This is a genomic window from Neorhizobium sp. USDA 3394 (assembly GCF_056280385.1).
The window spans coordinates 1,627,430-1,646,540 of the sequence record NZ_JBWCDU010000002.1 but is presented as its reverse complement, the minus strand read 5'-3'; the positions used below and the strand labels follow the sequence as shown (position 1 = coordinate 1,646,540).

The following is a 19,111-nucleotide window of genomic DNA, read 5'->3' as shown; positions in this document are numbered from 1 at the left end:
TCACTCCGTCCGGATGCGGGGGTCGACGAGGCCGTAGGCGATGTCGACCAGAAGGTTGATGCCGATGATCATCAGCGACAGAACGGTGATGACTGCCTGCAGCACCGGATAGTCCCGGGCGCCGACGGCGTCGAAGGCGAGCGTGCCGAGGCCCGGCCAGTTGAAGACGCGCTCGACGACGACGATGCCGCCGAGCAGGCCGCCGAACTGCAGGCCGAAATAGGTGATCAGCGGGATGGCGCAGTTTCGCAGCGCGTGTTTGTAGAGCACCGCGTTTTCGCTGAGGCCCTTGGCGCGGGCGACCATGATATATTGCGAGCGCAGCGTCTCCAGCATGGTGGTGCGGACGAGGCGCACATTGGTCGCCGTCAGGATGACCCCCATGGTGACGGCCGGCAGGATGAAGCTCTCAAATCCATCCATGCCGCTCGGCGGTAACAGAGGCAGGGCAATCGCGAAAAGCAGCACGAGCATCGTCGCCAGCCAGAAATTCGGGAAGGACAGACCGACGAGCGACAGGATGCGGATCATCTGGTCGGCCCATTTGCCGCGTGCGGTTGCCGCCTTGATGCCAAGCGGAATGGAAATCACGATCGAGACGATCAGCGAGGTGAAGGCGAGCGCAAGCGTCGCGGGCAGCGCCTTGCCGATCAGCAGCGACACCGGCGTGCCGCCGAGGAAGCTCTTGCCGAAATCGAGCGTGAATATGCCCTTCAGGAAGTTCAGGTATTGAACGAAGAACGGCTCGTTGAGGCCGAGCCCCTCGCGGATACGCACGAGATCGGCCTCGGTGACGCTGCCGGCACCCTGCGTCAGCATCAGCGCCGGATCGCCGGTCAGGCGGATCGCGAAGGCAACCGTCAGCGTCACGGCGATCACGACGAAAACCGCCTGAGCCAGGCGTTTAATCAGGAATGCGGCCAAATCTCTCGTTCCCTTGTTCTTGTTCGAGCCGCCGCCTCCGGTTTGAAGGCGGCGGCCGCGAAATTTTAGTCGACGGTGACGTCGGTGAACTTCAGACGGCTGTCCGGCACGGGCGTAAAATTCTTCACGCGCTTGTTGATGCCGAAGATGGCGTTCAAGTTGTAGAGCGGCATTTCCAGCGCCCGGTCGGCTGCGTAATGGGCGATTTCCTGCAGCACCTTTTCGCGCTCGGCGACATTGGTGATGGTGCGCTGCTTGGCGAGCAGCTCGTCCATTTTCGGGTCGCTGTCGTAGGGGTTCCACTTTTCCTTGGTCTTGTACATCGCGACCGCAGTGTTGTCGTAGTCGAGTGTCCAACCGCCCCAGGACTGCTGGAACATCGCGCCCGTCTTGCCATTCGGGATGATGTCGTTCAGCAGAACGTTGGTCTCATAGGGCTTGATCGTCGCGGTGATGCCGATCGTCTGCAGATAGGCGGAGATCGCCTGCGCGACTTCGATGAAGGTCGCCTCATTGCCGCGAAGGTCGATCTGCAGGGCCGTGCCCAGAGCGACGCCGGCTTCCTTGAGGAGAGCCTGCGCCTTCGCCGGATCGTAGGGAAGCGGCTTCATGGCCTTGTCGAAGCCGAAGGACAGCGGCCCCTGGAAGCTTGCGATCGGCTGTGCCTGGCCACCGAGGATCGACTTAATGATCGCATCGCGGTCGACGCCCATGATCAGCGCCTGGCGGACCTTCGGATCCTTGGTGATGCCGTCGCGCGTGTTGAAGCGCAGCGCATAGACCGTCGGGCCGGGAGAAGTGACCACGGCGAGCTTGGCATTGCCCTGGATGGTCGGGATCATGCCGATCGGGATGGTCGGCGGTATGACGAGATCGACACGGCCGGCCTGCAGTTCGGCAACCGCTGTCGCCGGCTCGGAGATGAACTTGTATTCGAGATCCGAAATTTTCGGCGCGCCGCCGAAGTAATCGGGGTTGGCGGAAAGCAAGATGTTCACCTTCGGCTCGTAGGAGACGAACTTGAAGGCGCCGGTACCGACCGGATGGGCGTTGAAATAGGCGTCGCCCTTTTCGGCAATGTATTTCGGCGGAACGATCATGCCGCCGTAACCGGCGAGCTTGGTGAGGATGACGGGATCGGCGACCTTCATCTTGAATTCGACGGTGTTGGCGTCGATGATCTCGACGCTGCCGATCGAATTGTAGTTGGACTGTTGCGGACCCTTGGCGCCTTCCGGACCGAGCAGGCGGTCGAAGGTGAACTTCACCGCTTCGGCGTCGAAGGCCTCGCCGTTGTGGAATTTTACGCCTTCACGCAGCTTGAAGCGGATGCGCATGCCGTTGTCGAGCACTTCCCAGGAAGTCGCGAGACCCGGCACGAGCTTCAGGTCGGGGCCGCGATAGGTGAGGCCGTCAAAGATATTGGTCGAGACCGAGGCCCAGTTGACCAGGAAGGTGTCGATCGGATCCCAGCTGCCCGGATCCTGTGGTGAGGACACCGTCAGCTTGCCGGCGGCGAGAGCCGAGACCGGCGCGAACGCCGTGCCTGCCAGCGCCATCGCCACGAATGCCGTCCGCAAACCCCTCTGCATTTTTATCATCGTTTTTGCTCCTGTTGAAAAACCGAATGTCAAATCGTCACGCGCTGCGGGCCACGTAATGTCCTGGCGCGATCTCCTCCCGGGCGAGAAGCACCGGTTCGTTGCCGACAGCCCGGACCGGGCTTGGAATGTCTCCCTCGATCATCGCCAGCGGCTTGCGCTGGCGCGGATCGGCGACCGGCACGGCTGAAAGAAGCCGGCGGGTATAGTCGTGCGAGGGCGTTTCGAAGATCTGGCGGCGATTGCCGAATTCCATGATCTGGCCGAGATAGAGGACCGCCACCCGGTGGCTCATCTTCTCGACCACGGCCATGTCATGGCTGATGAAGAGATAGGCGAGGCCGCGCTCTTCCTGCAGGTCCATGAACAGGTTGATGATCTGCGCCTGGATCGAGACGTCGAGTGCCGAAAGCGCCTCGTCGGCAATGATGAGCTTCGGTTTCGAGGCAAGCGCGCGGGCGATGCAGACGCGCTGGCGCTGGCCGCCGGAAAACTCGTGCGGATATCGGCGGGCATGCGCGGAGGTGAGGCCGACCCGTTCGAGCAGGGCATCGACGGTCTTGGCGATCTCCTTCTCGCTGTCGAGAAGGCCGTGGGTGCGGATCGGCTCGGCGATCGAAAAACCGACCGTCTTGCGCGGATCGAGCGAGGCGAACGGATCCTGGAAGATATACTGCACGTCCCGGCGCAGGTCGTGGCGTTCGGCCATGCTCATCGCCGACAGGGGCTTGCCCGAGAAGGTGATATTGCCGGCCGTCGCCTTCTGAAGCTGCTGGATGGTGCGGCCGATCGTCGACTTGCCCGATCCGGATTCTCCGACCAGCGCCAGCGTCTCGCCCGGATGGATGTCGAAAGAGACCTTTTCCACCGCGTGGACGCGATGGGTGACCTTGCCGAGCAGGCCCTTCTTGATGTCGAAACGTACCACGAGATCGCGCACCGAGAGCAGCGGTGCGGCATCATAGCGGGCGGTATCCTGGATGCGCTCGACACCGGAGAGCTTCGGTTCTCCGTCTTCGAGCACCGTCAACGGCAGGCGCTTGGGAAACTCCTCGCCGGTCATGCTGCCGAGCTTCGGCACTGCTGCGAGCAGCGTGCGCGTATAGGCATTGGTTGGTCTTTCGAAAACATCGAGCGCCTTACCCTTTTCCACCGCCTTGCCCTTCCACATGACCACCACGTCGTCTGCCATTTCGGCGACGACGCCCATGTCATGGGTGATGAAGATGACGGCGGCGCCGAGTTCCTTCTGCAGGTCGCGCAGGATATTGAGGATCTGGGCCTGGATGGTGACGTCGAGCGCCGTGGTCGGCTCGTCGGCGATCAAAAGCCGCGGCCGGCAGGCGAGCGCCATGGCAATCATCACCCGCTGGCGCATGCCGCCGGAAAGCTGGTGCGGATAGCGGGTCAAGAGTTCCGCCGCATCCGGCAGGCGGACCATGTCGAGCAGGCGCTTTGCCTCGGCGAGTGCTGCGCTGTTCGACTTGCCCTCGTGCAGCTTCAAAATTTCGGCCACCTGGTCGCCGATCGTGAAGACCGGGTTGAGCGAGGTCATCGGCTCCTGGAAGATCATCGAGATCTCCTTGCCGCGAATGCGGCGCATCCTCTTCTGGTCGAGCTTCAGGAGATCGATCTCGCCGCCTGCGGTCTGGAACAGGATGCGTCCGGTCGGATAGCTGGCACCGAGCATGTCGGCAAGCCGCATGATCGACAGCGAGGTCACCGACTTGCCCGAACCGGATTCGCCGACGATTGCGACCGTCTGGCCGGCCGAGACGGAGAAACTCAGATTCTCGATGACGCGCGAGGCGCCAAACTCGACCGACAGGTCGTCCACGGCCAGAAGAGGGGTGGAGGCGGTTGGCGTCACGCGGGAAACTCCCTACCGATGGCGGCGGCGCAGACCGCCTGATTGAAGGCATCGGCAGCGGAATCCACGAGATGCGCGTGACGTCTGGCGTGGCGGCTGCTGGCAGCCACCCCCATCGGTATCCGGTTGCTCTCCCGTCTATGGCGGCTCCGAATTTCTTTCGGTCTTTCCGTCAAATGCCTCATCCCTGCCTTGATAAGAATATGTCATCACTTTGTCGACAATTTGTCAACGGCGCAACGAGCTGATATTCCTGACGGTCGGACGGCGAAGGTTCAGATGGTCTCTACCCGGGCAGGTTCACTTCTCTCCGTCCCGTTGAAGGTCCCCAGGCTAGCGGAAATGCAGGACAACCGGCGTATCGTCGACCGTTTCCACCCGCATCTCGAAGCCGAAGATGGCTTGCAGGGTTTTGGGCGTCAGCAAGTCGCAAGGTGCGCCATCGGCGACAATTCGGCCGGACTTTAAGGCGACGATCCGGTCGGCATGGGCACCCGCCTGGTTGATGTCGTGCAATACGATGACGATGGTTTTTCCGTTTTCGTCGGCGATCCTGCGGAGCGAACGCATCAGTTCCCGCGCGAAATACATGTCGAGATTGTTGAGCGGTTCGTCGAGCAGCAGGTAGTCGGTCTCCTGGGCAAATGCCATCGCCACCAAGGCTCGCTGCCGCTGGCCGCCGGAAAGAGTTTCGATAAAGCGGTCAGCGAGGTCCGTCAGGTCGAACTGTCGCAGCGACTGGTCGATGATCGCGTAGTCGGCGGGCGTCAGGCGTCCGCGTCCATGCGGAAAACGGCCGAAGCCCACGAGTTCGCGCACGCGCAACCGGCTGGTAAAGATCGAATCCTGTCGCAGGATGGCGAGGATCCGGGCGAGATCGCGGTTCGGTGTCGTGTCTACGGGGAAACCGTCGACAGTGATCCTCCCGGCCTGCAACGGCTGCAGCCTTGCGATGAGCGACAGGAGCGAGGATTTGCCTGCGCCGTTCGGGCCGACCAGAGCGGTGATGCCGCCCTTCGCGATCGTCAGGGAAATGTCGTGGAGGATCTGCGTCTTGCCGTGCCGCAGCGAGACGTTCTCTATCCGGATCATTTGCGGCTCCCGAAAACGAGCAGAACAAGAAAGGCGAGGCCGCCCACGAATTCGATGACGACGCCGAGTGTCGAACTGCTGCCCAGCGCATGCTGAAACAGCGTCTGTCCGCCGACGAGGATGATGACGGCCGTCAGCATGGCGGCGGGCATCAGAACCGCGTGGCTTCGCGTATCGACGACGCGTTCGGCAAGCGCCACGACCAGGAGGCCGAAAAATGCGACAGGCCCCACCAGCGCCGTCGAAACGGCGACAAGCGCCGAAACGAGCAGCAGCAGCCCGGTGACGGTGCGCGACCAGCCGATCCCCAGCCCGGTCGCCGTATCGGCGCCGAGTGCAATGACATCGAGCACATGCCGCGCCCTCCAGGCAATCACGATGCCGGCGATTGTCAGGATGGAGGCAAAGGCGAGAAGGTCGGTGCGGACGTCGTTGAAATTGGCGAAACTCGCGCCCTGGACGACGGCGAAGTCATTGGGATCGACCAGGCGTGCCAGCAGCGAATGCAGGCTGCGGAACAGGATGCCGAAGATGATGCCGGCGAGCAGCATCAGACCCATCTCGGCGCGGCGGCGGAGCATCGGCGAAAGAAGGCCCGTTGCCAGTGCCATCAGTACAACGATCTCGCCGCCGAACTTGAGCTGCGCGTCGAGCGCCGCATAACCGAGCCCGCCGAGCAGGAAGACGAGCAGCATCTGGCCGAACAGGTAAAGCGCGTCGAGACCCATGATCGATGGGGTCAGGATGCGGTTGTTGGTGACCGTCTGGAAGATCACCGTCGAGATAGCGATCGACACGCTCACCTGCAGAAGGGCTGCGAGCTTCGTGGCGCGCAGGGCGAGCACGAAGCCGATATTGCCGCGCAGCCCGATCGCCATGAAGGCGATGAGGCAGAGGAGGGCCACCCCGGCCAGAAAGAGAAGCCGGCGATCGGGCATGTGCGGGCGCTCAGACATGGGAAGGCCGGCGGAACAGAAGCCAGAGGAAGATCAGCCCGCCGACGCAGCCCATCATCGTTCCAACCGGGATTTCGTAGGGATAGCGGATCAACCGCCCGAGGATGTCGCAGCCGAGCACCAGGATCGCGCCGCTCGCTGCCACGAAAGGCAGCGTGCCGCGCATGTTGTCGCCCATCAACCTTGAGACGATGTTCGGCACCACGAGGCCAACGAAGGGGATCATGCCGACGACCACGACGCTCAAGGCCGAAATGACGGAGACGATGATCAGCCCGAGCTGCAGCATGCGCGCATAGTCAAGACCGAGGCCGATGCTCGCATCGCGGCCGAGTGCCATGATCGTCAGCCGGTCGGCGACGATCCAGGCGATCACCACCATCAGTGCCCCGAGCCACAGGAGTTCGTATCGCCCGCGCAGGACGCCGGAAAAGTCGCCATTGGTCCAGACCGAGAGATATTGCAGAAGGTCGGCCTCCCAGGCGAGGAAGGTGACTGCCGCGCCGATGACGCCGCCATAGACGAGCCCGAAGAGCGGCACGAGGAAGGGCTGCGTCGGCGGAAGCCGGTGCGCCGTCATCAGGAAGAGCGAGGTCCCGAGAAGAGCGGCGGCACTCGCCGCCAGGCTTTTGAACAGAAGGCTGGCGGAGGGAAAGAAGAGGGTGACGAGCAGGATACCAAGCTCGGCGCTCTGGGCCGTCCCGGCGGTTGCGGGCTCCACATAGCGGTTGCGGGCAAGCGTCTGCATGATGAGCCCGGCGATCGCCAGGCCGGCGCCGACGAGGATCGCCGCGAGTGTGCGGGGCAGGCGGCTGACGAGCAGGAGTTCGAGCGCCTGCGCGTCCGAGAACAGAAGGGTGACCGGCATGTCGCCGACCCCGACACAGAGGCTGGAAACAAAAAGGATCGCGAGCATCAGGCCGGCGATCCACCCCGTTTTCGACGATTGCTTGGCGGCGGCAATGCTCATCTGGCGGCGGTGAATGCCTCAGCGATGGTCGCGACGACCCGCTGGACCGACTGCACCCCGCCGGCGGCGATGTAGAAGTCTGCGGCCGGCAGATAGATCACCTGGTTCTTCTTCCAGGCCGTTGTCTCGGCGACCAGTTCGTTGTCGAGCGTCGTTTTGGCGCTCTGTTCGCCGGAACCGATCGCGGCGGCGCGGTCGAGCACCAGAAGCCAGTCGGGATTTGCCTTGGCGATGAACTCGAAGGAGATCGCTTCGCCGTGATTGGCGGCTTCGATGTCGGGCGCCGCCGCCGGCAGGTTCAGCGCGGCATGCACCCAGCCGAAGCGCGAGCCGGGACCATAGGCGGTGACTTTCGGCCCGTTGGTCATGATGATCAGGCCCTTGCCCTTTCCGGCAATCGCCGCCTTTGCGGCCTCTATGCGGGCATCCAGTTCCTTCCCGGCGGAAGCCGCCTCCGCCGTCTTGCCGAAGAGAGCGCCATAGGCGGCCAACCGTTCCTTGGCCTGGGCGACGAGGTCGTCGCCATCCATGGTCATGTCGATGGTCTGCGCGACCTGCGCGGTCGCCGAAGCCTTGGTCGAGGAGCGGCCGCCGACGATGATCAGGTCCGGACCGAGCGCGCTGAGGGCCTCGAGATCGGGCTCGAAGAGATCGCCGACGATTTCCGCGCCCTGTTTCAGGTGCTCCAGTTGCGGGAGGTACAGCTTCTGCGGAACGCCGGCCGGCTTGATGCCGAGGCGATCGAGCGTATCGAGCGCCGCGATATCCAGGACCGCGATTTTGGCGGGTGAGGGGGCAACCCGCACTAGGCCCTTGGCGGTCAGGATATCCGCCGCGTGGGCGGGGAGGGCTGAAAAAGCAAAAGCGGCAAAAGCCGCGATCGTCCGCAAGTTCATTCTCTCACCATCTCATGGTCGTTGGCCGAATGCGGATCGCGCCTCAGGCCGCCCGATCCGGTCTCTGCCACTGCAGGGCTTCCAGATTTTCACGGAAAGCGAAGCGCACGAGATGCCTCTCAATCACCGATTCCGTTTCCGTCAGCCGTTCCTCGTCGGCTGCTGTTGCGACGATCCTGAGGCCGCCGTCATCTGCCTCGAGAATGGCGGTACCGCAGGAAAAGCGGCACTCCCCATGGGTCTCGGAATAGGAGACGTCGATCTTGTGAGCGAAATGCTTGCACAACTGGACAAGGTATTTTCCGCCGTGCTCGGTGCGCCATTCCGTAGTCGCCTGTAACAAAGCTCTCTCCTTAAGATGAGTAAAGATATCCACTTATCTCACCGGTACAGCCGCGGCAATCGGGAGCGCGGTTGCCGCACGATCATGTGAACGCATGATCATGTTCTTCAAAACGTCGCCTTGGCGGTCAGAAGGAAGCTGCGGCCCGGTTCGTAGAGGGGTCTGACGGTCCCAAATTCCTGACCATAGGTGGCGCGGTCCGCATAGGTCTCGTCGAAGACGTTCTGGACCTCGGCGCGGAAGGTGAAATTCGGCAGAGCCTCGGGCTTCCATTCGGCGAAGGCGTTGACCACCTCATAGGCCTTGTAGGCCGGGGCGCCGCCGGCGACATGGTCATATTCCGGGGCGATCTCGATATCGCCGCCGATCGTCAGGCCCCAGTCGACAAATGTATGGGCGGCCGTGATGGTGATGATATCGCCAACCGGCGTGGCGAGATAGTTGCCGGTATCGGAGTCGGCGGGAACGCCATCGATATCCACTCGGATATGAGCGTATTTGACTTTCACATAGCCATTCGCCCACTCATAGCCTGCGCCGAGTTCGAACCCTTGTGATACCATGTCCCGTTCGATGATTGAACCTGTCGCGGCCGGGCTGTAGCGCACCGCACGCGCATTGTAGATGTCCGTCCGGAAAAGGCTTGCCTCTGCAGTGAAGCCTTCATATTCCGCCTCGATCCCAACCATGTAGTTGTTGGCGGTGACCGGTTCCGGCCCGTCGGGACCATAAGTCCAGGCTGGGTTCATGACGAAGTTTTCCGCCAGCGGTATGCCGGCCCAGACATGCGAGAAGCCGGCCTTGGCGGTCAGCACGTCCGTCAGGTCGTATTCGCCGGAGATATTGCCGCTCAGGCCGCCATTGTCGTAATCCTGCCCGCCGACACCGGTGAACCACTGATAGTCCGCTCGGCCGCCGAACGAAAGACGGGTGCGGTCCCAGGGCTCCAGCCGTGCCTGTGCATAAAAGCCAGTATTCCGCGCCTTTTCTTTCGACGAATCGACGTCGGCATCCAGATCCGCGATGTCGGAATAGAAGTCGACGCCCGCGACGACATTGCCGATATCGAAGGAGAACTTGTTCTCGAACTTCCCGTTGAAGCTGGTCGTGTTGCCGGTGGCGTCATAAAGATACCCCGCAGAGCCATAGACCGGCACGGTGACTTCCGAGCCGCTATAGGCAAGCACCACTCTCGGATCCCACCAACCTTCGGGCGAGGTATCCGTATAGGTGAAGACAAGGTTCTGGCGGTCGATCTCGTAATTGCGCACCAACGGCTCCCACGGCGGCCGGACGATATGGCCGGCATTGGCACGGTAGGGACGCAACCCGTCGTCGCGGCTGCGATCGTAACTGATCTCGAAGCGGTCGCCGCTCTCTGCCTCATAGGCAAGTTTGCCAAGGCCCGAGAGCAGGTCGGTTTCGGTGCCGGAAACCTCACTTCCGGCGCCGCTGACGAAGTCGTCGCCCTTGGCAAAATTGAAATAGCCGAGGAACTCGAAACCCTCACGCTTGCCGTACGCGGAAAGCCCGGTCGTCACCGTATCGCTGTTGAAGTTGTAGGTCGATGTGACGAAGCCGCCGAAGGATTTTCCCGGCGCCAGAAGATCGATCGCATCCTTGGTTTCGTAGTTGATCGAGCCGGCAAGCGCGCCGGGACCGGCGTCGGCCGGTGCGATGCCTGCGTCCACGTCCACTGCCTTCAGCAGGCTCGGGTCGATCAGGTTGGTCGCGTTGTGATGGAAGACCTTGTTGTTCTGGCGCGCACCGTCGATGCTGACGGCGAGATTGGTTTCCTCGACCCCGTGGACATAGACCTTCTGCGACATGGGAAGCGAGCTGCCCACCTGTATGCCGGCCTGTTCCCGGAACACGTCCGCGAGGTCGGTGGGGTTGATGCGCTCGAGCTGTTCAGGGCCGATGACGGTTTCGCCGACATCGCCTTCGGCGCCCGGCTGGCCCTGCAGGACGATCGGCCTCAGTGTCGTGGCTCCTTCGGCCGGCACATCGCCGGACGCACTTGCGGGAGTGCCGATGACGGCCGTGCCGTTGGCGATCCTGTAATTCACGCCCGTCCCTGCAAGCATGCGGGCGAGCGCCTGATCCGGCGTGAGATTGCCGCTGACAGCCTGTGCGGTGACGCCGCGGGAAGTCGAGGCAGCCAGCGTCACCTGAAGGCCGGACTGGCGGCCGAAGCTATTGAGAGCCGAAGCGAGTGGCTGAGCCGGGATATTGAAGCTGCGCGTCGCCGTCTGGGCGAGAGCCGGGGATGTAAAAATCGCGCTTCCGCCAATCGCGGCGGCCGCGACCGTTGTCATCAATCTCACTGCAAAAGCGTTCCGCCTGCCCTTTGCCCCCACGCCACGCACTACTACACTTACCGGCAAAATCATCCGCCCCGTCTCCTGCTACACTGTCTTCGCCAAGGCCCCCCGGCCTGCGCTTCAGGATAGAGACGACTGCGCCCGGCGCTTTTTTCACCGCATCGCAAAAATTTTCAGGAAATTTTAACGGCCTAGAAAAGCGCTAGCACCCTGAGATAGGGCGAGATGTGGTGCACCCTGCCGCCATAGGGCTGGACCAGCGCTTCGAGCGCCCGATCGGGATCGGAGAGATCGTAGAGACCGGTGACGCGCCGATTGGCGAGATCGCCGCTCGGGATGCTGATCCAGGCGGAGTGATAGCGCTGCAGCTCGTCGACGACCGAGGCGACCGTCACGTCATTGACGAACAGCCGTCCGTTCCGCCAGGCCGCCATGTCTTCCGGCGCCAGTCTTGCACGCGACACCTGGCCATCGGTGCGGCTGACGGTCACGGAATCGCCGGGAGAAAGCTCGAAGGTTTTCGCCGCGCCGTCGACCGTGAGGCCAACCAACCCGCGAACCAGTTCCACCGTCGTATCTTCGGGCTTGATATGGACGTCGAACGCGGTGCCGAGCACGGTGACATTCACGCCGGCTGCGGTGACGGTAAAGGGCCGCGCCGGATCATGTTTGACGTCGAAGAAGGCTTCGCCGGAAAGCAGCGTCACATGCCGTGCGCCGTTGGCGAAATCCGTATCGATCGCGCTTTCGGCGCCGAGTTCGACCGCGCTGCCGTCCTCGAGCGTGATCTTGCGCAGTTCGGCCGTTGCAGTCCTGAAATCTGCCCGGTAGCGAATGAAGAGCGAGGGGCCGGCCAACGCCAGCACAAGACAGGCCGCCAGCGCCAGCGCCGCGCCCGCACCCAAGACCCGCCGTCGGTGGCGGGCGGCAAGCATTTTCGCCTGGCCGGCCGGTCTCCAGAGGTCTTGATGTATGGGCGTTGTCTCGCCCATCAGCTCCCAGGTCTTGCAGGCCTTCGTCCAGGCATCGCGATTTGCAGGCGAGCGCTCGAACCAGCGGCCGAAATCGCGCTCGTCGGCGGCTGTACGATGTGGTTCGCGCAGGCGCAGGAACCAGTCCATCGCCTCCTCCAGAATGCTCTCGTCCGTTTTGTCGTGCCCTGCCAAGTCTCAACCTGCTTCGGATGTCTTGCGATCTCTATCCGAAATTCCCCTTCTTGCGTAGAAACGATTGGCTGGTCCGGATTTTTCGCATGTGTGGAGATATTCAGGCGTTTTTCCTGTCGAGCGCGGTGGCGATCTTGACCATGGCGGTCCGCACGTGGCGATGGGCGGTGGCAACGGAGATGCCCAGGTGATCGGCCACGCCTTCGAGCGTATGGCCGCCGAAACGGTACATTTCCACCGCAATCCGGATCTCGCTTGGAAGCGCGTCGAGTGCTGCCGCCGCAACGCGCACCTCGTCGCCGAACATCACCGTCTGTTCGGGATTGTCGGCGGCCTGTGGAATGGTCCAGAAGGGCGGGTCTTCGGCATGGCCACGATACTCGATCTTACGGCGCTTCAAGACGTCGAAGGAGAGATTGCGGACGATGCGATAGAGATAGGCAAGCCCCTGGCGCGCCGATTCGCCGGGCGTCTTCCCCGGCGCGAAACGCAGATAGGCTTCCTGCACGATGTCCTCGGCCGCTTCCCGGGAGCCCAGGATCCGAGCGGCATAGTCGACCAGCGCCGAGCGGTGGGCGAGATAGAGGCTGTGACGACTTTCAGCTTCCAAGGTCATGGGGTCAGAGTATCTGAGCTCGTCTAATATGCTGACCCAGCGCTCGCCACGATGTGCAACGGCTGGGTCGATGATATGAATGACATGGTTGGTTTGCCCATCATGCGGCGCATATCTATCATCAAAAACTTGAATGCAATAGTCATATTATGATGGCGGCAGCAAAGGCGTGGATTGCCTCTGCTGCCGTTATAGGTCCTGCACCCGTCGCGACACTTTGAGAAGGACGCGAGGCGGGAGAGATATGCATATTTCAGCCCTATCCGGCGGCTCTTCGGAGCTTCGGGGCAGTGAGCGGTACGTTTTGGTCGCACCAATCGGAAAAGACCTCGCCAAGCCTGTCCTTCAGTTTGCGTTCCAGCCGGTCGGCCTCGTCAAGGCGCTCGAAGACGGCACCGGCCTGGGTCCTGTCACCGGTCTGGCTGAGCTTCATGCAGACGTAATGCAGGTTCTTCAGCGATTGCACGAGCGCTTCGATCTCCTCGCACCAGGTCTCGAATTCGGCGGCAGGCAGCTTCAGGGCGCGCCAGAAGAAGGCGAAACCGTGCTCATAGGCATATTTGCGGATGGTGATCACCGGTAGTTCGCGCACCGCGGATGCCAGGTTCGCCAGCTGCAGCCCGTTGCGGCCCTCGATATGGGCCGTGACAATGCTGCGTACGGCATCGGACAGCGGATTGCGGTCGGCGACGAAGCAGGCCTCGAAATAATCCCTGAGGTCTTCCGGCGCCGGATTGCGTACCTGTGCGTTGTCGAAGACGTAACCGCCGCCGACCGTCGGCTGCATGATCGCGTGGATCACCTTTTCCCGCTCGATCTCGCCTTCCCACCGGTAGTCGGGATCATGCACGAACCATTTGTCCGGATCGGCGGTCTTCTGCAGCATCAGGTAATGCGGGAAGGGGTTCTGGTTGAATTTGTTCTCGCGCTCCGGGAGATGGAACATGTCGAGCATGACCATGACCGAGCCGGTGTCGGGCCGGCTGTCGACGAGGTCGAAAAGCGTGGCAAGGTTGTCGCTCTTGGATCTTGCCGGGTCGTACCACTCCCGGACCTGGACCTGGTAAAGCCGCTGGAACCAGTCGCGGAAGAAGTCCTGGGTGATCTCCGGCGAATGGTAGAGGAGCTGGAAGCCTTCGCTGACGGTGAACCTCGCATCCCAGACCCCGAAATAGAAGGGCCGCTGGTCGAGCCCCTGCCGTTTCAGGCCGTCGCAGACGCAACTGACGAAACAATGCACCTTGATGTCGTAATAGGCCTCGCCGTGGACGCCCTCATCCGCCGTCCCGCCCGTCATCGGGAATGACGGAATGATGGCCTTCGGCACATAGAGCGCCACGAGATCCGCAACCGTGTCGAGCTCCTGCCGCGCGATCGCCTCTTCAGGCATGGCAAGGCCATATTCCAGCTCGAGATTGAGGAAGATCTGCAGGATCAGAACGGAATCGAGATAAAGATCCTCGTTGAGGCGCGCTTCCGGCGCGAAGCCACGCATATGCGGATGGGCCATGTGTTCGGAAAGCACGGTATGGACGGCTTCGAGGATATCTTCGCGGTTCATGAGGCAACTCCTGCTTCGGGGCCTGCGAACTCGCCGGCCGCATGGCGGGCCGCGACCTCGCGGCGGCTGATCTTGCCGTTCGCCTGACGGGGGACTTCTGCGACCTGGATCATTTCCATCGGCAACTGGTGGCTGGCGAGATGTCGGCTGCACCAGGCGCGGATATCCTGCGGTGCCACCGGCTGATTGGCGCTGTAGAGCAAGGCGACGCGTTCTCCGGCAAAACGGTCGCTCCTGCGGAAGGCAACGGCGTCGGTGATACCAGGCATGGCCATCACCGCGTCCTCCACGTCACCGGGATAGACGTTGAGCCCCGACACGTTGATCATGTCGTCCATGCGCGACACGAAGACCAGCATGCCGTCCGCGCGGCGGTAGCCGAGGTCGCGGGTGTGGATTGCCGTGCCGCCATCGCTCCGGACGACTATCTCGCCGGTATCGTCAGGGCCTGTTCCGGTCTCGGCCGCCAGATGCGGCAGGACGAAACCCATGTCGCCTGCGGCCCGCATGTCCGGATTGATGGCGATGCAGCCGGATTCCGAGCAGCCATATTGCTGGAACAGATGCTCGCTTCTTGCGCGGATCTGCACGAACCATGGATCGGGCAGCAGTGTACCGGAGGTCATCGCGGCATGGAGCTTTTCTCCCTCCGGCAAAAGCCGCGAGAGCGTGTGGAGGATCGCCGGGGAGGAATAGAGAAGCGGTCGCTCGGTCTCGCGCAGCACTTTCAGGAGATATTTCGGATTGGCGGTCTCGACGATGACAGGGACCTGGCCGCGCTTGAGAGCCACGAGAATCCCGCAGATCAGCCCGTAGGAATGGGTGGTCGGGCAGGCGATGACCGGCGTCATGCCTTCGGGTTCGCGGAAGGTTGCGACATAACTTTCGACTTCCCGCTCGATTTCGGCCCAGGGCCGGGCGATGCATTTTGCTGCCCCGGTCGTTCCCGAACTCATGTGCAGCAGCCGTCCCGGCCCTTTCGCCTCCTGCCTCGTCTCGAGTACTTCCGCCGTCAGGCTGTTGTAGAAAAGCCGGTCGCAGTTGGCCGTAGTCGCCAGTTTTCGGGCGGCGGCATAGGGCGTGCCGGGATGAATCGGCAGGACGCTGGCGCCGGCCTTTCGGATGGCGAAGAACAGGGACAGCCATTGCGTCGTTTCGCTGAAGCAGACCGCGTAGTGGCCGCTGTCGTTTTCAGCAAGACCGATCTGCGCGGCGATGCGTCTCGATGTTTCATCGAAATAGGCGTGATCGTAGAGCCGTCCATCGATCTGGATCATGGCTTTCTCCTTCGTTCAGACGTCCTGGCAGCCAAGGCATTCGGCACCTCGTGGTGATATTCCGGCTTCAGCGCGAGGAGCTTTCGGGTGACCAGGGATTCGGTGAGGATGAGAGCGTGGTCGTGCCCCAGCAGCGATTGCCGGTGCTGCATGTCCCGCTCTTGCGCATAGCCGGCGAGCAGGTTTTCGACCCGCTGCCAGAAACGGAATTCCGGAAGGCCGTAACAGACGTCGAGAAGATGCGAGATCTCCGCCAGATTGAACACGAAAAGCGTGTCCATCACGAGTTCCCGCAGGGAATCGAGATTGTCCGTCCAGTAATACTGATCCGGTTCCGCATGGCGGTAGAGCGGGTTCAGCGAAGCGAAATCCGGAGCTCCCTTCGGCTCGCGCAGAAAATCGGGCGCAAATTCCACGCTCTCGTGGAAATCGCGCAGGATAAGCCGCACCGGCCAGCCGTTCCGATGGACGAGCAGCATATTCTGGCCGTGGGCTTCAACGGCGATCCCGTGGGCGACAAGGAGGTGCCAGACAGGCAGGACGGCGACCTCCAGAAGCCGGTTCATCCACGGCATGAGACCGAAACGCTCGATCCACTCATCCGCAAAGGGCTTGCCGTCCGATTCGATCATCATCAGGGCGTTGAACGGGATGATTGCCTCGCCGGGCGACAGAGTCACCTCGGCATTCTCCCGCCAGATCGCGCCCAGCTGGCCGGCCAATGGCCCTCCGGCATCGGCGATGACCCCGGCATATTCCTGCAGGATGGCGAGCGGGAATTCCCGGCCAAACAACGGATCGTCGCGGACGATGCCGGCGATCCAGGCGGATAGAGCCGGCGCCGTGCAGACCGAATGCGGCTCCAGCGTCCTGCGAGACGAAGTGTTGACGATGTTGAGCGGCAGCTTGATGCTTGCCGCGAGGGGCCGGTCGATATTGAACAGGGACCGGACTGATTGGCTCGCGACGTAACGATCACCGGCGGGGCCGAGGCAATGCGCCTCTCCGGCGGCGGTCCACCCCGCGCGCATGGTTTCGCCAAGGTCTTTCCATTGCCACGGGTGGAGCGGCATCAGCCCGAAATCCTCGGCCGACAAGCCGAGCTGCTTCCGCCTCGCCTCCAGCGCTGTCCAGGTCTCGTCGCCAAGTTCGGCACGCCAGAAGGCATCTCTGCTGCCCGGAAGCGCGTGGGCGAGATGTTTTTGCGCGACGAGCAGCCAGACGAGCTGGAATGCCTGCCCGGCTTCCGGTCCATAGGCGGCATGATCGGCGAACGAAAATCCGGTTCTGGCTCTGTAACAGGGATGGTACGGATGCCCTTCGTCGACGGCACCTTCCAGTTCGACAAGTGAGAGGGTGCGGCGGTTCTTGAAGGGCAGATTCTGGTGGTTCCATTCGGAAAAGGCGATCGTCTGCTCTAGCTCGCCGAGCAGCTTGCCGCGCGTGATGCCGGTGCCGGGCAATGACGGGATGATCGCGCCAAGCGATGCGCTTTCCCAATCGCCATCCAGGGCCCGCATCTCCACCGATCCCTTTGCGATGCGGGCGCGTCCGAACGGGCCGATTGTGCCGCGGCACCGGAATTCCCGGCCGCCGAGCATCCACTGAAATTGCGTCGCATCGCCACAGTCGCTTTCGCGCACCTCTATGATGCCCTCGAACAGCAGTGCCGCCACGAGCTGGCGGATGACGCGGTCGCGAGGTTCTCCCGCGGCTTCAAGAGGCAATGGCATGGCCGGTCCTCGGGGCTGCAAGCGCGATCGGAACCCTGAGCGGGTTCAGGATCGGCCGATACAGGGAACGCACGCCGCTCGACTGCAGTTCGTCGACATCGAAAAGGCGGGTCGTGAGATTGGCCTTCGACGTGATCGTCGGCAGATCGAGAACGTGCCTTGCAAAATCCCGGCCGGCGCCCGACATCGTTTCGGCGCAGTGTTCCAGATGCGCCCGCAGGGCAAGTAGAAGAACACCTTCGTCGCAAAGTCGGTCATGGCCCATGCGGCTGATGACGGAAAAGACCTGGTTGGCGATCAGATAATAGGCGAACCGGTCACGGATCTCGGCGTCCGCGAAATAGAGCGAGGCAATGGTTTCCGTTTCCGGCGCATGCCCGGCAAGCAGGCTGCGATAACGCTCCGAAAGATAAAAGCCCTGATTGTCGCGATAGTAGCTGGCGGCCGGATAACCCATGCCGATATCGAGGAGGGTGTTCTGCTGGTGGGCTTCGAGCGCCACTCCGTAATCGTCGTAGAGCCGGATCAGTGGCTCCACGGCACAGCCGAGATAACGCTGGAACCATGCAAGCGCGGTGTTTGAAGTGCGGTCGCCGCCTCTGGCTGCGAGCTTGCGGATGGTCCGCTCCAGTCTCGACAGGTCGCCGGGAAGCGGGTCGGCGGTGAGGGCGGCTACCGTCACGACGCCCTGTGCGCTGGCGCCCCTGAAAGGATTTTCGCGCAGGATGACCTCGAAACCGCTTTCCTCGCGGCCGGGCATATCGAGGGTGATGTAGGCGGGATCCTGGATGATGCGGAAATTTTTGGAACGCTCGGCAAAGCCGATGCCGTCCATCAGTTTTGCCATCGCTACCCCGGCTTCAAGCTCCGGCCGGCGGTTGATGCGCACGGAATTGGTGATGCGCACGGGAAGCGAGAACTTCAGCATCCAATCGGAACGAGGGCTGTAGACGGTGCGCACCGATGAGGTCGCGGTGAAGAGAGACCCGGCGGGACCGATATGACGCAGGCTGCCGTCGCGCTGCATCGCCTGGATGCCCGGATCGAGAAGAAGCGCTTCGGCCTGCAGCGGATGCATCGGTATGAGGCGCTCGTCCGGGTCGATGCCGAGATCGGCTGCGGAGGCACCAAGCCCGGAGCGGATGATTTCGTGTGCCTGCATCGTTCGCGCCGAAGCCTCGCGGACATGTTCTGACCTGGCGGCAAAATACTGCAGCTGGAATTGTCCGCGCAGTTCAGGGGCGTATCGCTCCTGCTGCCAGAATGTCATGCCTTGCCGGCTTTTCGGGGTCGGGTGTTGCCAGTGGCCGAAGACGAGCGATTGTTCCGCCTCGATGAAATGTCCCTCGTCCGGCGGCGCGGGAGAGGCCTTTTCGAGGTACAGCGTCATCTGCTGGTAGCTGTCGAGAACACGGACCAGCAGCTCCAGTTCAAAGCTGCGCAGGGCGTCGGTCCGGTCCTCCTCCATTTGCCGGTAGGCTTCCTGGAGGAGGAGATGCAGCGCCGACATCGGCTCGACCGCCCGCCAGGACATGTCGGACGCAGCGCGCGTCCACAACCTGCCGAAATGCTGCGGTCCGCAGATGGACGCGGAGACGATCTCTGCGCGCAGGAGGATCTGCTGCTGCGGCAGTGGCCATTCGATCGCATCGACCGGTCCGCTTGTGCTGCGGTGGACAATTCGACTGCCAGGACTGACTTCCCGCAGATAGCAGTTCGCAAAACTCTGGAATGTTGCCGCTTCCGCGGTCTGCCTTGACGATTGCATATGTCTCCATCCCC

15 protein-coding genes are annotated in these 19,111 nt (G+C 62.4%); all 15 read right to left on the bottom strand.

The genetic code is table 11. The features are described from left to right. The 15 genes from ACZ9EJ_RS29335 to ACZ9EJ_RS29265 all read right to left on the bottom strand — a co-directional run bounded on the left by ACZ9EJ_RS29335 (position 1) and on the right by ACZ9EJ_RS29265 (position 19,097). Complete coding sequence (locus tag ACZ9EJ_RS29335) at positions 1-924, bottom strand: ABC transporter permease (protein WP_046641253.1); 924 nt, start codon at positions 922-924, stop codon at positions 1-3. Positions 925-989: 65 nt separating this feature from the next. Further along, a complete protein-coding gene (locus tag ACZ9EJ_RS29330) occupies positions 990-2,525 on the bottom strand; it encodes an ABC transporter substrate-binding protein (protein WP_046641252.1) in 1,536 nt (511 codons plus the stop codon). Positions 2,526-2,562: 37 nt separating this feature from the next. After that, positions 2,563-4,395 carry an ABC transporter ATP-binding protein gene (locus ACZ9EJ_RS29325; protein ID WP_046634291.1) on the bottom strand — a complete coding sequence of 611 codons (1,833 nt, stop codon included), beginning with the start codon at positions 4,393-4,395 and terminating at the stop codon, positions 2,563-2,565. Positions 4,396-4,728: 333 nt separating this feature from the next. Beyond that, positions 4,729-5,487, bottom strand: coding sequence for an iron ABC transporter ATP-binding protein (locus ACZ9EJ_RS29320; protein ID WP_046641251.1), 759 nt, complete (start codon positions 5,485-5,487; stop codon positions 4,729-4,731). Next, positions 5,484-6,425, bottom strand: coding sequence for an iron chelate uptake ABC transporter family permease subunit (locus tag ACZ9EJ_RS29315; RefSeq protein ID WP_046641250.1), 942 nt, complete (start codon positions 6,423-6,425; stop codon positions 5,484-5,486). Before ACZ9EJ_RS29315 ends, ACZ9EJ_RS29320 begins: the two co-directional genes overlap by 4 nt. A 10-nt stretch (positions 6,426-6,435) precedes the next feature. Next, a complete protein-coding gene (locus ACZ9EJ_RS29310; RefSeq protein WP_046641249.1) occupies positions 6,436-7,413 on the bottom strand; it encodes an ABC transporter permease in 978 nt (325 codons plus the stop codon). Beyond that, complete coding sequence (locus tag ACZ9EJ_RS29305; protein WP_046641248.1) at positions 7,410-8,309, bottom strand: siderophore ABC transporter substrate-binding protein; 900 nt, start codon at positions 8,307-8,309, stop codon at positions 7,410-7,412. The genes ACZ9EJ_RS29310 and ACZ9EJ_RS29305 overlap by 4 nt, the downstream gene beginning before the upstream one ends. 43 nt (positions 8,310-8,352) lie before the next feature. Then, positions 8,353-8,652, bottom strand: a complete 300-nt coding sequence (locus ACZ9EJ_RS29300) for a DUF2218 domain-containing protein (RefSeq protein WP_046641247.1) — start codon at positions 8,650-8,652, stop codon at positions 8,353-8,355. Between the two features lie 107 nt (positions 8,653-8,759). Beyond that, positions 8,760-10,970 (bottom strand): TonB-dependent receptor, encoded by a 2,211-nt coding sequence (locus tag ACZ9EJ_RS29295; RefSeq protein WP_052764644.1) that lies wholly within the window; start codon positions 10,968-10,970, stop codon positions 8,760-8,762. A 197-nt stretch (positions 10,971-11,167) separates the two neighbouring features. Next, positions 11,168-12,142: a FecR family protein gene (locus ACZ9EJ_RS29290; RefSeq protein WP_251090672.1), complete on the bottom strand. Its 975-nt coding sequence runs from the start codon at positions 12,140-12,142 to the stop codon at positions 11,168-11,170. A gap of 100 nt (positions 12,143-12,242) precedes the next feature. Beyond that, on the bottom strand, positions 12,243-12,758 hold the full coding sequence (locus tag ACZ9EJ_RS29285; protein WP_046634306.1) for a sigma-70 family RNA polymerase sigma factor: 516 nt from the start codon (positions 12,756-12,758) through the stop codon (positions 12,243-12,245). Positions 12,759-13,017: 259 nt separating this feature from the next. Continuing rightward, a complete protein-coding gene (locus tag ACZ9EJ_RS29280; RefSeq protein ID WP_046634308.1) occupies positions 13,018-14,319 on the bottom strand; it encodes a DUF6005 family protein in 1,302 nt (433 codons plus the stop codon). Then, the gene (locus ACZ9EJ_RS29275) at positions 14,316-15,596 is read right to left on the bottom strand and encodes an AMP-binding protein (RefSeq protein ID WP_046634311.1); all 1,281 of its coding nucleotides are present in this window, start codon (positions 15,594-15,596) and stop codon (positions 14,316-14,318) included. The genes ACZ9EJ_RS29280 and ACZ9EJ_RS29275 overlap by 4 nt, the downstream gene beginning before the upstream one ends. After that, positions 15,593-17,329, bottom strand: a complete 1,737-nt coding sequence (locus tag ACZ9EJ_RS29270) for an IucA/IucC family protein (protein ID WP_046641246.1) — start codon at positions 17,327-17,329, stop codon at positions 15,593-15,595. The genes ACZ9EJ_RS29275 and ACZ9EJ_RS29270 overlap by 4 nt, the downstream gene beginning before the upstream one ends. Continuing rightward, on the bottom strand, positions 17,313-19,097 hold the full coding sequence (locus ACZ9EJ_RS29265; RefSeq protein WP_046641245.1) for an IucA/IucC family protein: 1,785 nt from the start codon (positions 19,095-19,097) through the stop codon (positions 17,313-17,315). The genes ACZ9EJ_RS29270 and ACZ9EJ_RS29265 overlap by 17 nt, the downstream gene beginning before the upstream one ends. Between the last annotated feature and the right edge of the window lie 14 nt (positions 19,098-19,111).

Excerpts from the sequence above, each read along its gene's own strand:
- ACZ9EJ_RS29330 (WP_046641252.1), bottom strand. The coding sequence starts at position 2,525 with ATGATAAAAATGCAGAGGGGTTTGCGGACGGCATTCGTGGCGATGGCG.
- ACZ9EJ_RS29320 (WP_046641251.1), bottom strand. The coding sequence starts at position 5,487 with ATGATCCGGATAGAGAACGTCTCGCTGCGGCACGGCAAGACGCAGATC.
- ACZ9EJ_RS29315 (WP_046641250.1), bottom strand. The coding sequence starts at position 6,425 with ATGCCCGATCGCCGGCTTCTCTTTCTGGCCGGGGTGGCCCTCCTCTGC.
- ACZ9EJ_RS29310 (WP_046641249.1), bottom strand. The coding sequence starts at position 7,413 with ATGAGCATTGCCGCCGCCAAGCAATCGTCGAAAACGGGGTGGATCGCC.
- ACZ9EJ_RS29305 (WP_046641248.1), bottom strand. The coding sequence starts at position 8,309 with ATGAACTTGCGGACGATCGCGGCTTTTGCCGCTTTTGCTTTTTCAGCC.
- ACZ9EJ_RS29295 (WP_052764644.1), bottom strand. The coding sequence starts at position 10,970 with ATGACAACGGTCGCGGCCGCCGCGATTGGCGGAAGCGCGATTTTTACA.
- ACZ9EJ_RS29285 (WP_046634306.1), bottom strand. The coding sequence starts at position 12,758 with ATGACCTTGGAAGCTGAAAGTCGTCACAGCCTCTATCTCGCCCACCGC.
- ACZ9EJ_RS29280 (WP_046634308.1), bottom strand. The coding sequence starts at position 14,319 with ATGAACCGCGAAGATATCCTCGAAGCCGTCCATACCGTGCTTTCCGAA.
- ACZ9EJ_RS29275 (WP_046634311.1), bottom strand. The coding sequence starts at position 15,596 with ATGATCCAGATCGATGGACGGCTCTACGATCACGCCTATTTCGATGAA.
- ACZ9EJ_RS29270 (WP_046641246.1), bottom strand. The coding sequence starts at position 17,329 with ATGCCATTGCCTCTTGAAGCCGCGGGAGAACCTCGCGACCGCGTCATC.
- ACZ9EJ_RS29265 (WP_046641245.1), bottom strand. The coding sequence starts at position 19,097 with ATGCAATCGTCAAGGCAGACCGCGGAAGCGGCAACATTCCAGAGTTTT.